The sequence below is a fragment of the Bradyrhizobium sp. CCBAU 65884 genome (assembly GCF_028128835.1).
Lineage (GTDB): Bacteria > Pseudomonadota > Alphaproteobacteria > Rhizobiales > Xanthobacteraceae > Bradyrhizobium > Bradyrhizobium ottawaense.
Genome location: NZ_LBJU01000132.1, coordinates 268,802 through 282,554, shown reverse-complemented (window position 1 = coordinate 282,554; position 13,753 = coordinate 268,802). Strand labels below are relative to the sequence as shown.

Here is a 13,753-nt window from a genome sequence, read left to right as displayed (position 1 = left end):
CGACGGATAGAAAGCCGAGAGCAGGGCCAGGGAGGTGACAGCGCTACATTGCCAAATCCCGCTCAGGCATCCGCTCGGGCTTCGTTTCCGGAATTTCGGTCATCGTCGCTTCCGTGAGAAGCAGCACGCTCGCGACCGATACTGCGTTTTCGAGCGCGGTCCGCACCACCTTCACGGGATCAACAATCCCGGCCTCGACGAGGTCGATATAGACCTTTCGAGCGGCATCGAAGCCAAAATTCCCCTGGCTCTCCAACATCCGGGCCACGACGACGCCGCCGTCGGTCGCCGAGTTTTCGGCGATCTGTCGTGCCGGTGCTTCGAGCGCTCGCTTTAAGATCTGCACGCCGGTTCGCTCGTCTCCCTCGCAGGCCGTCTCTTCCTTGGTCACCGCAGCGATGGTCCGAAGCAGAGCCAGGCCGCCTCCGGGGACAATTCCCTCCGCAACCGCGGCTTTGGTCGAACTGATCGCGTCGTGCAAGGCCTCCTTCCTTGCCTTCATTTCAGCTTCGGTCGGCGCTCCGACCCGGATCACAGCGACTCCGCCCGACAGCTTGGCGATACGCTCTTCCAGCTTCTCGCGGTCGTAGTCGCTGGTTGTTTTCTCCATTTCAACACGAATCTGCGCCAGCCGCGCGTCGATCCTGGTGCGATCTCCGCCGCTGCCGATCAACGTGGTGTTCTCCCTGTCGGCGACCACCCGCGCGGCGCGACCGAGTTGTTGCAGGGTTGCGTTCTCCAGTTTCAGACCAATTTCCTCTGAGATCACTTGGGCCCCTGTAAGGATGGCGATGTCTTCCAGCATGGCCTTTCGCCGATCGCCGAACCCGGGTGCCTTGACGGCACAAGCCTTGAGGACGCCGCGCAATTGATTGACGATGAGCGTTGCAAGCGCTTCGCCTTCGATGTCTTCGGCGATTATCAGAAGTGGGCGTCCGCTCTTGGCGACCTGTTCCAACAGTGGGACGAGGTCGCGCAGCGCGCCGATCTTGTGATCGCATAGGAGGACGTAAGGATCCTCCAAGGCCGATTCCATGCGATCCGCATCAGTGACGAAATAGGGCGATAGAAAGCCACGATCGAACTTCATCCCTTCCACCACGTCCAGAAGCGTCTCAGTTGTCTTGGATTCCTCGACGGAAATCACTCCGTCGCCTCCGACCTTCTCGATTGCATCCGCGACCAATTCGCCGATGGACAGGTCGTTATGTGCCGAGATCGTGGCAACCTGCACCTTTTCCGCCCTCGTCTTCACGGGCTTGGCCATGGCGTGCAGCGCGGCGATGGCGGCCTGGGTTCCACGATCAAGGCCGCGCTTGAGGTCGATCGCACTGGCGCCCGCTACGACATTCCGGACACCGTCCGAAAGGATCGCATGGGCGAGAATGGTTGAAGTGCTGGTGCCGTCTCCGACGACGTCGCCGGTCTTCTCGGCCGCTTGTCGGAGAACCTGAGCACCAAGATTTTCTTCGGCGTCCTTAAGATCGAATTCCTTCGCAATGGTCACGCCATCGTTGCAGACGATCGGAGTGCCCCAAGATTTTTGAATCAAGACGGATTTCGATTTGGGGCCGAGTGTGACCCGAACGGCATCCGCCAGCAGGGAAGCGCCACGCAAAATTTTCTCGCGAGCCGCTGAATGGAACAGGACCTGTTTGTGTGCCATTGGAATGCCCTCGATGTGGCGTGGTCGCCGATGTTTCATCAGCCAGTGTGTACGAATGCACTTCGTCGGAAGTTGATCCTGGTCAACAGGTCTTCGATGTTGATGTCACGATCTCCAGCCCTGTCGGCCACCTGGTTGACCTGAATCAAGCTAAGCGGGCAGTCTCCCATTACCATTTCAACTTCGGCGGATGTTGATGGGAGGAGCAGATGGAGCCTGGTCAAATGTCGCGAAAGCAGACGATTGCGATGGCCATCATATTCGCGGGCGGCATGCTCCTCGCTGTCCTGCAGTTCTTTCTCACGACTTATGATTCGATTGAAACCATTCCCTACAGTCGGTTTGAGCAATTGCTCGCCCAGGAGAAGATCGCCGAAGTATCCGTGGGCCCGGACATGATCCAGGGAAGGCTGAAGGAGCAGCTTGCGAGCGGAAAGTCGGCGTTCATCACCGGGCGGGTCGACATGGCCCTGGCCGACAAGCTCGCGCAAAAGGGAGTGAGCGTCACCGGCACCCCAGGGAGCGGACTACTGCAGAGCTTGCTGTCCTGGATATTCCCGACCGTCGCCTTTTTCGTGATCTGGTACTGGATAGGTCGCCGCATGACCGGCGGTCAGGGTTTCGGCGGCCTCATGGCGATCGGTAAGTCGCGCGCCAAGGTCTATGTCGAGAAGGACATCAAGGTGACATTCGCGGACGTCGCTGGTGTCGATGATGCGAAGTTCGAGCTTCAGGAGGTGGTTTGGTTTCTGAAGGACCCCAAGAGCTACGGGCGACTTGGTGCCCATGTACCAAAAGGGATTCTGCTGGTAGGACCGCCGGGAACCGGCAAGACCTTGCTGGCACGCGCTGTGGCCGGAGAGGCTGGCGTGCCATTCTTCTCGATTTCGGGATCTGAGTTCGTCGAAATGTTCGTCGGGGTTGGTGCTGCACGCGTGCGAGACTTGTTCGAGCAGGCTCGCAAGGCGGCCCCATGCATCATCTTCGTCGACGAGCTCGATGCGCTTGGACGTAGCCGCGGCCCGCTTTCGTTTTCGAGCCACGACGAGAAGGAGCAGACCCTGAATCAGCTACTGTCCGAACTTGACGGCTTCGACCCGAGTGTCGGCGTCATCCTGTTGGCAGCAACCAATCGCCCTGAGATTCTCGATCCCGCACTGCTGCGTGCCGGACGGTTCGACCGGCAGGTCCTCGTCGACCGGCCGGACAAGATGGGGCGCATCGCCATTCTCCAGGTCCATGTCCGCAATATTCGGATGGGACAGGAAGTCGATCTGGAGAAGGTCGCTGGCCTCACGACCGGGTTTACGGGAGCTGATCTTGCCAATCTCGTCAACGAAGCCGCGATTGCGGCGACCCGGCGAGGCGGCGATGAGGTCTCCTTCGGCGATTTCGTCACAGCGATCGAGCGGATCGTGGCCGGCGTGGAGAAGAAGAGCAGGGTGCTCGGCAAGGATGAGCGGCGCAGGGTCGCATATCACGAGATGGGCCATGCGCTCGTGGCAGCGAGCCTGCCGGGCGTCGATCCGGTGCAAAAGGTATCGATCATCCCGCGTGGGATCGGTGCCTTGGGCTACACCATTCAGCGTCCAACCGAAGACAGGTTCTTGCTTACGATCGACGAACTGAAGAACCGCATCGCGGTGCTGATGGGTGGACGTGCGTCGGAGCGCCTGATCTTCGACGGTGCGATTTCGACTGGGGCCGCTGACGATCTTCAACGTGCGACCGAAGTGGCCATCGAAATGGTGACCAAATACGGCATGGACGAGACGGTTGGCCAGCGCACCTATGCCCCCAAGCCTCAGGCATTTCTCGCGGCGCAGGACGCGGTCGTTTCTGCTGCGGAAGCCACTGGGCGCGAGATTGATCTTGCCGTGCGCAATCTGATCGAGGAGGGCGATCGTCGTGCCCGCGACGTTCTGCAGCGACGCCGTGCCGACCTCGACGCCGGTGTCGAATTTTTGATTGCAAACGAAACCGTGACCGCAGAGCAGTTTACGCCACTGCTCGGCAAGAGCCTGGAAAAGAACAAGCCCATCGCTGCCTGATCGCAACCGAACCGGCTATCCTTCGCGGTTTGTTACGAGTCATAGCGACCGCCTTCAGGCTGGGCGGGATCCGATTTTGTGACGAAGGCGATGGCAGAAATCATCCAGCATCGTATGAACATTTTCGAGGTGGATCAGGTGTTTTTCCGCGTCGTCCCGATCTGACGTGCCGAAGGAGACAGTATCGCGGCGAGCCCTCGCTTGCGCGATCTCTTGCCGGCTGATTCCAATCCTGATTTCTGCAAACTCTAGATGCTCGACGTCCTCGCTCAACTTGTCCAGCTCAGCGATGAGCAGTGCGATCGTGGTACTTCTGCGCTGTGCCGTGAGATTCCTGTCCTTCAGAATATTCAGGTAGTGATCGATATTTGCCCGGGCAACGTACCTATCCATGGCGTGCTCCCCCGCTACGCGCGTAACTGCCAAAGGATACCACTGCAGCGCATGGGTCGCGAAGGCGAGGGCAGATACCCTATGTATCATGACGGTATTAAAACACCGCGTCGGCGTTGCCAGGCTCATCCGCTCGCGCCAGGAAGCAGGTCTGCGACGCGAAGCCCGCGTTTGGCGCCCAAATACCGGCCTGAACGTTCAACGTCTCATCAGCGCCCCTCCGGTAGGTCTGCTGGAGCGGTGGGCGTCGTGAATTGCACGGCGCCCGCGGATTCATCTCGCAAGCTTGACGACAGGTGATCTGTCGCGGAGCCCGGAGCAGATAATCGTCGGAGATGACCTTTGATCCCGATCAAGCCAAGCCGGGGAGAGAATGCCTAATGTAACCGCCGTGACTGGCCCACGGTCACGTCCCCAAGCAGCCGCCGAGGCCCGTCCCCCACGGCCCTCGGCGGTCTTTTTATATTGAGCTGGATAATACTTGACCCGCAGGATTGATATCGTGCACCTCTATCATTTCGACATGAAGGACGGCGTTCCCGTCCGGGACAGAGCCGGACTGGAGCTGGTGGGCGACGGCGCTGCCATTGCACACAGCAAGCGTCTCGCGGACAAGGTGCGCAACCAGAAACCCGTTGGCAATCCGGACCTTCGGATTGTCGTCATCGATGAAAGTGGCCGGGAGGTGCACCGCGAACAGGTCTATCCAAATGTGACCTGAGCACGGTACAACAACCGTGAAGTCCGCCGGCGGGCGCTGTCCCTTTTTTAAGCGACGGGAAACCTCACGGCGGAATTCGGTCGAAACATTGATTTTGCGCAAAGTCGCAAACCAACCAATCTTTAACTTTAATTCATGTGCTGCGGGGACGGCTCTCGTCTCGGGCTGCCGACGGTTCTGAACACAAGGTGCGTCAGCAACGGTGAAGCATCATGAAGCGTCAGCGCATCAGACAGACCCGGTCGTTTCACGAGCGGCTTTTTGCGTGGGCCGAGCGACTACGTGAGCAGGCCCGCCAATTGAAGCCCGGTCGCGAGCGGGAAGACCTGCTTACCAAGGCTCGTCGGGCCGATATCGCAGCTCACGTGGATGAATGGGTCAACTCTCGGGGTCTTAGGCCGCCGACTTAGGCGCATACTCATAATCCGGTCAAGCCGCCCAGGTAGGGGACCTTGTCCGCTTAGCCCCACGATCGTCCATCGCAGTTTGCCGTGCCTAGTCCGCTAAGGCCCACAAGAGGCATGCGAGACGGATTGGATTAATAGTCAATTCCTAATACTCGTCGAATTCCATTCTCCCGCAGGTTGCACTGTGGCACCTCTTCGAGAGCCCTTGATTAGGATCAAAGGCAAAAACGCATTTTGATCCGACGTTACTCATATGACCAGCGTCGCCGATCTCAAGAAGCACTTTCTGCAACTGTGCGCCGACGAAGAAGTCGATGTTCAATGGTGTGACAATCCGTCGAAGGCCTTGGCTTTAAGCGGTGAACTGGAATTTATTCTCACGCCGCACATTCGCTCAGAGAATACCTATGCGATCGCGATGCACGAGCTGGGTCACATCAAAAGCCCAACGAATTCTGCGGACCAGACCGAACGCGAACGCTCGGCTTGGGATTGGGCGCGCCACAACGCATTGATTTGGACGCCACATATGGAAGGTTGCGCGGCTGCGTCGATACGGTGGTACGAAGCTCAGCGCCTTCGCTCAACGTGACAAGCGTGTGTTCTAGAACATTATCGAGGAAGCGAAGCAGCTGCGGCGCATTCGATGCGCGCTTGATCCAGTGCCGAAACTGGCTCCCGTGCGAGAGGTCTCTTGCCGAGCCGCAAGCCGCTTCGCTTGATTTGATCCACATCAACGCCCGAAGCCGAGTTCAGGATGACATTTAGAGGGAGGCATTGGCTATGCGGCTATTCAACTCCCCGACAGGCTACGGTGCGGTCGCGCAGGTGCTGCACTGGGTGACCGTAGTCCTTGTCATCCTCGCCTGGACGCTAGGAATTTTCGGTGATCTCCTGCCCAGAGGAGAACCTCGTCACGCCGGCCTCTTCATTCATATCTCGGCTGGGATATCAGTTGTTGTTCTCGTCATAGCCCGCCTGATATGGCGACTCGTTGACTTGCGCCCCTTATTGGAAACTACCAAATTTAGCACATTGCTCGGAAGGTGGGGCGATCCTCTCGCCGGGATCGCGCACTATGCTCTGTATGCGCTCCTGGTGGTTGTACCGGTCGCCGGAATCGTTCTTCAATTCGCCCGTGGCGATGCACTCCCCTTTTTCGGGCTCGTCACCATTCCGTCGCCGTGGCTCAAGGACGCGACTTTTGCTCATAATGTGAAGGAAGTGCACGAAATTCTCGCTCATGCACTGGTGGTTCTTGCGACGCTCCATGCGAGTGCCGCGCTCGCTCACCATTGGGTTTTACGGGACCGTACGCTGATCCGAATGCTGCCGCACACCGAGGAATGACGTCGTCAACAATCCCTTCGGTTCGAGGCTGTCGGCGAGATGTTAGTGATACCAATTCTAAGTTCGATTTTCCTCTTGACGCTCGCCAACGGTGCTCCGTCATAGCCAAGAAAGGTCTCGGCCCCCGCTTCGCATTCCCAGGATGACCGTGGTCGCGCCCAATGTTTCGACCGCGGAGAGCCGCTCGAGAAGTGCATTCTGGCGAGCCATGCGCCACATCCCGCGGGCGAGCGCGAGCGTAGCTACGATGGGGAGGCCTTCCGGAATGGCGGCAACCGCAAGCGCGATCGACGATTCCATGATCAAGAAGGCATTCTCTCTCCTTGCGATTCCAACCGCGGCAATCAAGACGGTCAGAAGCCCGACCGCCCAAATGAGTTGCCCGGACAATCGCGCGAGCTTGCGTTCGATCGGAGAGTTTTGTGGCTCTGCTTCTTCGACGAGATGAGAAATACGCCCGAGTTCGGACTGGGCGCCCGTCGCGACAGCCACTCCAAGGCCACTGCCTCGGGTACCACCGTTTCTTTTAAACAGCATCGATGTGCGCTCGGAGGTCCGCGCATCTTGAAAAAAAGTCGGCTCAGCCGACTTGTCGACAGGAACCGACTCGCCAGTGAGTGTCGATTCGTCGGCAGCGAGACGCGAAGCCTCCACGATGCGCAAGTCAGCCGAGATCGCGTCGCCGGCCTCGACCAGGAGAATGTCGCCCGGCACGAGGTCCTCCGCCGGGAGCACACGCGTGTGCCCGTCGCGACGCACGCGCGCCGATGTTCGGCCGAGCGCGCGCAGTGCCTCGATCGATCGCACGGCCCTGGTTTCGGTAACGAAACCAACGAGCGTGTTGAGCCCGAGAACCGAGACGATCGCCACGCTTTCCTCAAGCTCGCCGAACCAGAAGGCGAGCGCAGCGGCGGTCGCGAGCAGTAAGACCACCGGGCTCCGCAGCTGGTGAAGAAGTATGGTCAGGGCGCCGATGCGCTTCCGTGTGGCGATCGCGTTTGAGCCGAAGCGAATACGGCGGTCCGTCGCCTCAGATTCTGCCAGGCCGCCCCCCGGATCGACTTGAAGCGCTCGAAGGACTTCGCTCGCCGGCAAGGAATATGCGGTCGCAGTCGTTAGTCCAGTTGCATGCATCAGATTGCTTGCCCGCATAGCCCAAAGCCTCTCTCGGCTATCTCCAAAGAATTTGGTAAGTGGCGTCGCATCGATGGATTTGTCGCGGCAGGCCACATCGTAACGCAGATTGCTCGGGATCAGGAGCAGACAGTCTACGTCTTTACACGTCCGGAGATCGGGATGCGCAGCAGCTTGCGCTTTCACTCGGTGCAGCTTGGGCGGGGGCTTCCGACGATCGGCCACCGGGCGAGCTTGACGCCGCAATCATCTATGCACCTGTTGGCGGATTTGTGCCTCTTGGCTTGCGCGCGGTGCGAAAGGGCGACCGGGTCGTTTGTGCCGGTATCCATATGTCCGACATTCCTGCCCTTCCTATTAAATTCTCTGGGGTGAACGCCAAATTGCTTCGGTTGCACCTGACCAGAAAGGATAGCATCCATTTCCTAGCCGCTGCCGCCAAGGCTGAAATTCAGACGCATACCACGGCCTTCGCGCTCATGGAGGCCAACGAAGCGCTCGATCGCTTGAGGGACGGCAGGCTGGTTGGGCAGCCGTTTTGTGTCCCTGACCGGTGATTGCCGCCGGCAGGCTAAAAGCAGGGCGCTGGCGGCATCGGCAACTGAGCTAATGCTGGACGCGGTTGAGGTAGTCGATGATGGACAGAGCTTGGGCTCGAACGTAGGCATCTTGATCATAGGGAACGTCGACATAGTGCTCGGCCGCAACTACAGCCCACCGCTTGCCCCATATTGGCATATCGCGGGAGCCATGCGCAGCAATTTCCGTTCGTCCATCGATCACTTTGACGATGCGCTCAACCGGAAACACGCCGCCATTTGTCTTCGACAATATAGTCAAATCCGGTGGTGCGATCTTCAGGCTTGTCACGTAGAGGCCGTTTCCCTTCGCGTCCAATCCATGGCAAACAGCGCATTGTACCTCATAGGCTTGTTTGCCTATGTCGGCCTGCTTGGCTGGCTGAGCGACGGCGGAGATCTGCGTCAAAGCAAGCACGATCGTGGTGATGAAAAGTGTCCTCACGGGCTTCCTCCAACTTTGGTTGTTCTTATTTTATGGGTATGCTTGTGATCGACGCTATGATCTAGATCAACGTCAACGGGCCTTAGAACGATGTTGCACTTGCGAGTGCAGCTAACCTCAGCCGTTCCAGCCGGCACAATCTGGAGGTTCTCTTCGCTGCGCCTCCAAGGGGTGCTGGGAGACTGCCAGCTCATCGCTTCGGGGCTGGCTTCGGTAGTTCCGGGATTGACTTCATGTAGTTCAGTACAGCTTCTGCGTCGTCCCTTTTGAAGCGAAAGGTCGGCATCGCAGGATGAATGCTGCTATAGCCTTCCTGCAATCGTTCCACATCCACCGCACAGAGAGCCGGTGTTCTGCACGAGATCGTTCTCGATCACTGCTTGTCGTCCGAGGTGCCGGGCGTTCTAGGGTGCGTACTCATAAAACCTCCCGCTAGGAGCGGGCGCACCTGATGTCCGCTTGTCCCCGAACAGCGGCGCGAAGGCGGACGTTATCGAACGTCCGAGAAGGGACATAACCGGACAAATAAATAGAGTCCGTCAGACTGACGACCGAGTGTTCCCTTAAGAATTGCACCTGCCGACTCGGCGCACCTCGCAAGCGCTTCATGTGCTTCTACTCCGCAAAAGGGTCTCGGACGGCAGTTCTCCAAACGTGACTTTATAGAGGTGCGATAGCTCTCCCATGTGCAAAAAGCCGTTCGCGAGAGCGGCCGATGAAACTGACGTTGCAGGCATGCCCCGTGCGAGTTGCGCACGTAGGGCCCAAAGCCTTTTGTTGCGGAGATGCTGATGCAGGCTCGCTCCGTGAATTGCCTGGACAGCCAGCTGCAGCGTTCGAACCGACGTGCCGAGCTCACTGGCCAAGGCCTCGCTGTAGAGAGGCAGCTCTGGATGCGAATGCGCAAATTCATCGAGCCTCAAGACCAGCTTGCGATGCCTTTCGAAAGCGCGTTGGCCGGAACGTCGATCGCTCTTGAGGACCAGCAGATGGTCCAATGCATCCATCAGTTCATCCCGAAGCGATTCCGCAACAGATGCAAATTCCCGATGATGCATCGACGTACAAGACAAAGCCAGCGCGCCTCGAATGACATGTTGTAGGCGCGACAGGTGCTCGCCGCTCGCATTGCGCAAATGTAATTTTCCTTCCGACTCCTCCCAGCCGCGATTCTGCATGTCGGAAGAGAACCGGATGACAGCGAACGTATTGGGAGCGGGCTCGTGAAGATCGAGCAAGATCTCGCTTCTGAGCAACCCGATTTCGGACGAGCTCCATGTTCTCCCGTTGAACACAGCATGCGTGTGGTTGCTCATTGGCACGACTACAGTGCAACCCATCGCGTTCATCATGCCCGAGAGGGCCCGAGGCGATGTGCGCTCCAGCATTAGCAGCGCGCCCGGTAGCGAAGTAATGGCACGACCGTAAAAATACGGGCCGAGCAAAGCGTGGCGCTCAATGTCCAAAAATCCGATTGCCCTGAATTCGTCGGGGGTTGAGACGCGTTGCAGTCTCAGATGAGCAGATTGCTTCAGCTTTGAAAATGGCACGAGTTTTCACCGGGCTGTTGAGCGGGATCAATTTTGACCGAATTCCGATAAGCGCGGTCGTTGCTGATTATATGATCATCAGCATACTACCAGTACAATTATTAATAAGAGGAAACACCGCATGTCCAACGTCGTGTCCTTCAATCCACGGACCGCACCAACCGTGACCATGGCAATGGAGCGCTTGCGTGGAATCTCGGCCGAGGTCGAGACCTTCGTATCCCGCATGCAGATCGAGAGTCTCACGCCAAGCGAGTTGGCTCGAATTCTGCGGGCTTTCGACACCGCCAACGCATGCATCCGGATCGTGCTGTCAGATTTCGGCAAGGAGCCGGCGATTCATCAGCTCATCGAACAGTCACACGGAATCCAAGTGCTGATCGAAGTTGCCCGGAAACGGATAGACGGTTTGATAGTTGCCTCGGCTTAGGTTGGAGGAGAACGAACGGCACAAGAATACCAGTCGCGCCGGCATTTCGACGATTGAGCGGCGTGATTCGGCGATATCAACCAGAGAGCGGCAAACCCGCCGATTTCCGATAGCAAACGCAAGCGAGGTTTAAGAGCGGCGACGTAAGTTGTGCTGATGCTCGGATTGCTTAACTGGAGAATACCGTGCCGTTTCGTCTCACCATTTCGCGCGCGATTGTTGTTTTCGGTATTGCCGTCGTGCTTGGGCTCGCTGCAATCATAGGCACCAGCAACTACGCCCTTCAGCAAATCAAAGTGGGCGGACCGGTGTATGACAGGATCAAGCTCGGTAATGATCTGATCGCCGACATCCTGCCGCCGCCAGAATACGTGATCGAGGCCTATTTGGAGGCGACGCTTGCGCTACGTGGCTCCGCCCCCCACGCTGAGCACCGAGAGCGGCTGACACAGCTCCGGAAGGATTACGACGATCGACGCGAGTTCTGGTCGAAGTCGAAGCTCGATCCGACGTTGAAATCGCTGCTGATCGAAAAGTCGGACGCCGAAGTTGGTCGTTTCTGGAGGGCCATCGAAGAAGGACTGCTGCCAGCCCTGGCCGATGGCAAGACCGAAGCCGCGGTCACGGCCTATGAAGCGACAACCTCAGCCTACAAGGCACATCGCGCCGTCATTGACGATGTCGTCAAAAGGACGACCGATGCAAATACCGCCGCCGAGGCCAGCGCGTCATCAACGGTTAGCACTGTTTCCAATGCAGTTTGGGGGGTGTCCGCGGCCGTGGTCCTGATGATCTGCGCAGGCCTTGTTGGCGTGGTGCTGGGCGTCGTACGCCCGATCAGTTCCATGACCTCGGCGATGCAGCGGGTTGCTGGCGGTGACCTGGATGCTCCCGTCCCCTCCGGCTCACGCCAGGACGAAATTGGTGCAATGGCGCAGGCCGTGCAGGTGTTCAAGGACAATGCCGCGCGTGTTCGCGAGATGGAAGCCGATCAATCCGCACGGCGCATTCGCTCCGAGCAGGAGCGCAAGGCAGAGTTCGCGCGCATGGCGGACGAATTCGAGGCGACGGTCGGCAGCGTCGTTGGCGCCGTTTCGTCGGTATCCTCAGACATCGAGGCGACCGCTGTCACGCTGGCCGACGCCGCCCGCTCGACCCGCACTCTTACGGAAGGCGTTTCCATAGTGTCGGAGAATTCGTCCAAGAGTGTTGGTTCGGCAGTGCGGCATCCGAGGAGATGGCAGCCTCCGTTGGCGAGATCGGCCGTCAGGTGGACGAAGCCAACCGGATCACGGGCGCCGCTGTCGGCCAGGCGCACCGCACCAATGAGCTCATGGCTGCATTGTCGGGGGCCGCAGGTCGCATCGGCGAGGTTATCAAGATGATTACGGCGGTCGCAGAGCAGACCAATCTGTTGGCTCTCAACGCCACCATCGAGGCAGCGCGCGCTGGCGACGTCGGACGGGGCTTCGCCGTGGTCGCCGCAGAAGTCAAGGCTCTGTCGGCGCAGACGGCGAAAGCCACCGACGAAATTGGCAGCCAGATTACCCAGATGCAGGCAGCGACAGAGGCTTCGGTCGACGCCATCCAACAAATCGGCGGCACGATCTCGCGTCTATCGGAGATTTCGGCGACTATTGCCGCGGCCGTGGAGGAACAAGGTGCGGCGACCAAGGAAATCGCCCGAGGCGTGCAGCAAGCCGCGGACGGTAGCGACGAGGTCGTCAGCAGCATCCGGGAAGTCAATCGCGGCGCGGTCGATACTGGGGCGGCCGCCGATAAGGTGCGCCACGCGTCGGAAACGCTGAGTGATGAAACAGCACGTTTGACAACCACGGTTCGGCGGTTCGCGGAGATGATAAGAGCAGCTTGACGAGTCCTGGAGCTCACCGGAGCATACGTCGAGTCGCGGTGCACGCTGGCGAAGTCCGCGTGGGGGCCGACCTCGGCTTGGTAGCTAAGAAGTCCGCAACGGGTCCGAACGACAAAACGCAAGGTCAGCATAATATGTCTGCTTCCGGGTGTAGCGACCAGTTGAGCTTGACGGCCGAACCATGATTCAAACCATACGACCGAAGGGGCCGAATCATGCGCTACGAACTGACGGACAATGAGTGGTCTGCCATTAAACCGATGCTGCCGAATAAGTCGCGCAGCGTGCCACGAGTGAATGACCGTCGTGTCCTCAATGGCATCTTTTGGGTCTTGCGATCTGGAGCGCCATGGCGCGATCTGCCAGAGAACTTCGGTCCGTACACTACCTGCTACAACCGCTTCGTCCGTTGGCGACGGGCTGGCGTCTGGGGCGGTATCATAGATGCGCTTGCGACTGCCCATGATGCCGCTGTCCAGATGATCGACACGTCCATTGTCCGTGTGCATCAGCAGGCGGCCTGCATTCGAAGGAACCAGCGCCAGTCGATGGGAAGATCACGTGGTGGCTTGACGAGCAAGATCCATGCGGTAGTCGATGGCAATGGTCTGCCGGTACGGCTTGCGTTGAGCCCTGGCGAGGCGCACGACGTTCGACTTGCCGGAAATCTGCTGTCTAGTCTCAAATCCGGATCAATGCTGCTTGCCGACCGTGGCTATGACGCGGACTGGACCAGGGAGCTTGCCATGAAGAAATGCGCGTGGGCCAATATCCCGCCGAAAAGCAACCGCAGCGATCCGATCTGCTTTAGCCCTTACCTCTATCGCGCTCGTAACCGCGTCGAACGGTTCTTCAACAGGATCAAGCAATGTCGTCGAGTAGCGACGCGCTACGACAGGCTCGCGGGAAACTACCTTGCCTTCGTCCAACTCGCATCCATCCGCCTATGGTTGGCCGCGCGTTATGAGTCCGCGCCCTAGTGGACTATTCGCGGCTGCGTGACCTGACCATTGTACCGGTGCCGGAATCCTACGATCAATGGTATGCTGAGGCGATTATCGCGACGGCGCCGATTAGGACGTAGATCCCGGCTCCTACGGTCGCTACGGTGCCGTAGAGAACGAGCAGGGGCAGTCCAATACGCCGCCGTAGGCG

Annotated in this window: 13 protein-coding genes and 2 pseudogenes; 10 read left to right on the top strand and 5 right to left on the bottom strand. The window is 58.8% G+C overall.

Annotation, left to right across the window (positions count from 1 at the left end; all coding sequences use genetic code 11):
• Positions 1 to 43: 43 nt before the first annotated feature.
• The gene (gene groL / locus XI03_RS36145) at positions 44 to 1,666 is read right to left on the bottom strand and encodes a chaperonin GroEL (protein WP_271594770.1); all 1,623 of its coding nucleotides are present in this window, start codon (positions 1,664 to 1,666) and stop codon (positions 44 to 46) included.
• A 209-nt stretch (positions 1,667 to 1,875) separates the two neighbouring features.
• Between groL and ftsH the strand changes: the two genes are divergently transcribed.
• Positions 1,876 to 3,717: an ATP-dependent zinc metalloprotease FtsH gene (ftsH, locus tag XI03_RS36140; protein WP_442869780.1), complete on the top strand. Its 1,842-nt coding sequence runs from the start codon at positions 1,876 to 1,878 to the stop codon at positions 3,715 to 3,717.
• 54 nt (positions 3,718 to 3,771) lie between these two features.
• Here the strand turns inward: ftsH and XI03_RS36135 are convergent, their stop codons facing one another.
• Entirely contained in the window at positions 3,772 to 4,110 is a 339-nt protein-coding gene (locus XI03_RS36135; RefSeq protein WP_271594768.1) for a hypothetical protein, read from the bottom strand.
• A 481-nt stretch (positions 4,111 to 4,591) separates the two neighbouring features.
• On the opposite strand from XI03_RS36135, the gene XI03_RS36130 reads away from it, so the two are divergent.
• The 3 genes from XI03_RS36130 to XI03_RS36115 all read left to right on the top strand — a co-directional run bounded on the left by XI03_RS36130 (position 4,592) and on the right by XI03_RS36115 (position 6,588).
• On the top strand, positions 4,592 to 4,831 hold the full coding sequence (locus XI03_RS36130; protein ID WP_333936775.1) for a DUF6894 family protein: 240 nt from the start codon (positions 4,592 to 4,594) through the stop codon (positions 4,829 to 4,831).
• A gap of 660 nt (positions 4,832 to 5,491) precedes the next feature.
• A complete protein-coding gene (locus XI03_RS36120; RefSeq protein ID WP_271594766.1) occupies positions 5,492 to 5,830 on the top strand; it encodes a hypothetical protein in 339 nt (112 codons plus the stop codon).
• Positions 5,831 to 6,021: 191 nt separating this feature from the next.
• On the top strand, positions 6,022 to 6,588 hold the full coding sequence (locus XI03_RS36115; protein WP_271594765.1) for a cytochrome b: 567 nt from the start codon (positions 6,022 to 6,024) through the stop codon (positions 6,586 to 6,588).
• Positions 6,589 to 6,687: 99 nt separating this feature from the next.
• On the opposite strand, the gene XI03_RS36110 is transcribed toward XI03_RS36115, so the two are convergent.
• The gene (locus XI03_RS36110; RefSeq protein WP_333936772.1) at positions 6,688 to 7,683 is read right to left on the bottom strand and encodes a P-type ATPase; all 996 of its coding nucleotides are present in this window, start codon (positions 7,681 to 7,683) and stop codon (positions 6,688 to 6,690) included.
• A gap of 108 nt (positions 7,684 to 7,791) precedes the next feature.
• On the opposite strand from XI03_RS36110, the pseudogene XI03_RS40615 reads away from it, so the two are divergent.
• Positions 7,792 to 8,279 (top strand): annotated as a pseudogene (locus XI03_RS40615) (alcohol dehydrogenase); the annotation flags it as partial.
• Between the two features lie 49 nt (positions 8,280 to 8,328).
• Here the strand turns inward: XI03_RS40615 and XI03_RS36105 are convergent.
• Together XI03_RS36105 and XI03_RS36095 are read right to left on the bottom strand one after the other, a co-directional pair.
• The gene (locus XI03_RS36105; RefSeq protein ID WP_271594764.1) at positions 8,329 to 8,745 is read right to left on the bottom strand and encodes a c-type cytochrome; all 417 of its coding nucleotides are present in this window, start codon (positions 8,743 to 8,745) and stop codon (positions 8,329 to 8,331) included.
• Between the two features lie 605 nt (positions 8,746 to 9,350).
• Complete coding sequence (locus XI03_RS36095) at positions 9,351 to 10,295, bottom strand: AraC family transcriptional regulator (protein WP_271594763.1); 945 nt, start codon at positions 10,293 to 10,295, stop codon at positions 9,351 to 9,353.
• 121 nt (positions 10,296 to 10,416) lie between these two features.
• Here XI03_RS36095 and XI03_RS36090 point away from each other — a divergent pair, with 121 nt between their 5' ends.
• The 5 genes and pseudogenes from XI03_RS36090 to XI03_RS40360 all read left to right on the top strand — a co-directional run.
• Complete coding sequence (locus XI03_RS36090) at positions 10,417 to 10,725, top strand: hypothetical protein (protein ID WP_271594762.1); 309 nt, start codon at positions 10,417 to 10,419, stop codon at positions 10,723 to 10,725.
• Positions 10,726 to 10,910: 185 nt separating this feature from the next.
• Complete coding sequence (locus XI03_RS36085; protein WP_271594761.1) at positions 10,911 to 12,110, top strand: HAMP domain-containing protein; 1,200 nt, start codon at positions 10,911 to 10,913, stop codon at positions 12,108 to 12,110.
• Complete coding sequence (locus tag XI03_RS36080; RefSeq protein WP_271594760.1) at positions 12,059 to 12,598, top strand: methyl-accepting chemotaxis protein; 540 nt, start codon at positions 12,059 to 12,061, stop codon at positions 12,596 to 12,598. The genes XI03_RS36085 and XI03_RS36080 overlap by 52 nt, the downstream gene beginning before the upstream one ends.
• Before the next feature lie 215 nt (positions 12,599 to 12,813).
• Positions 12,814 to 13,578: an IS5 family transposase gene (locus XI03_RS36075; RefSeq protein WP_271594759.1), complete on the top strand. Its 765-nt coding sequence runs from the start codon at positions 12,814 to 12,816 to the stop codon at positions 13,576 to 13,578.
• Positions 13,575 to 13,658, top strand: a pseudogene (locus tag XI03_RS40360) (universal stress protein); the annotation flags it as partial. The gene XI03_RS36075 and the pseudogene XI03_RS40360, both read left to right, overlap by 4 nt.
• Positions 13,659 to 13,753: the final 95 nt, after the last annotated feature.

What these genes read in the sequence shown, in the direction of transcription:
- XI03_RS36120 (WP_271594766.1), top strand. Translation starts at nt 5,492, where the DNA reads ATGACCAGCGTCGCCGATCTCAAGAAGCACTTTCTGCAACTGTGCGCC.
- groL (WP_271594770.1), bottom strand. Translation starts at nt 1,666, where the DNA reads ATGGCACACAAACAGGTCCTGTTCCATTCAGCGGCTCGCGAGAAAATT.
- XI03_RS36135 (WP_271594768.1), bottom strand. Translation starts at nt 4,110, where the DNA reads ATGGATAGGTACGTTGCCCGGGCAAATATCGATCACTACCTGAATATT.
- XI03_RS36075 (WP_271594759.1), top strand. Translation starts at nt 12,814, where the DNA reads ATGCGCTACGAACTGACGGACAATGAGTGGTCTGCCATTAAACCGATG.
- ftsH (WP_442869780.1), top strand. Translation starts at nt 1,876, where the DNA reads ATGGAGCCTGGTCAAATGTCGCGAAAGCAGACGATTGCGATGGCCATC.
- XI03_RS36080 (WP_271594760.1), top strand. Translation starts at nt 12,059, where the DNA reads ATGGCTGCATTGTCGGGGGCCGCAGGTCGCATCGGCGAGGTTATCAAG.
- XI03_RS36090 (WP_271594762.1), top strand. Translation starts at nt 10,417, where the DNA reads ATGTCCAACGTCGTGTCCTTCAATCCACGGACCGCACCAACCGTGACC.
- XI03_RS36115 (WP_271594765.1), top strand. Translation starts at nt 6,022, where the DNA reads ATGCGGCTATTCAACTCCCCGACAGGCTACGGTGCGGTCGCGCAGGTG.